The 305-nt window shown below is 40.3% G+C and carries 1 protein-coding gene; it reads left to right on the forward strand.

Annotated elements, in window-relative coordinates; translation table 11 throughout:
- The coding region (locus EII42_RS12710; RefSeq protein WP_199729917.1) for a MotA/TolQ/ExbB proton channel family protein at positions 1 to 305 on the forward strand (305 nt) is incomplete at both ends.

Genomic DNA, 305 nt, shown 5'->3' on the forward strand with positions numbered 1-305 from the left:
CAGAGTTCCATTCTTGGCGACAGTTGCGTCTATTAGCCCATACATTGGTCTATTCGGAACCGTATGGGGTATTATGCATGCGTTTATGGCATTAAGTGGTGCTAAACAGGCAACATTGCAAATGGTTGCCCCAGGTATTGCGGAGGCGCTCATTGCTACTGCAATTGGTTTATTTGCGGCAATTCCAGCAGTTATGGCCTATAATCGTTTGAGTTTACGAGTAAATAAATTAGAGCAAAATTATGGCAACTTCATTGATGAGTTTACAACAATTTTGCATCGTCAAGTATTTGGTAAAAATCATT

The organism is Tessaracoccus sp. OH4464_COT-324 (assembly GCF_003932855.1).
In the GTDB taxonomy this organism is placed as follows: domain Bacteria; phylum Actinomycetota; class Actinomycetes; order Propionibacteriales; family Propionibacteriaceae; genus Arachnia.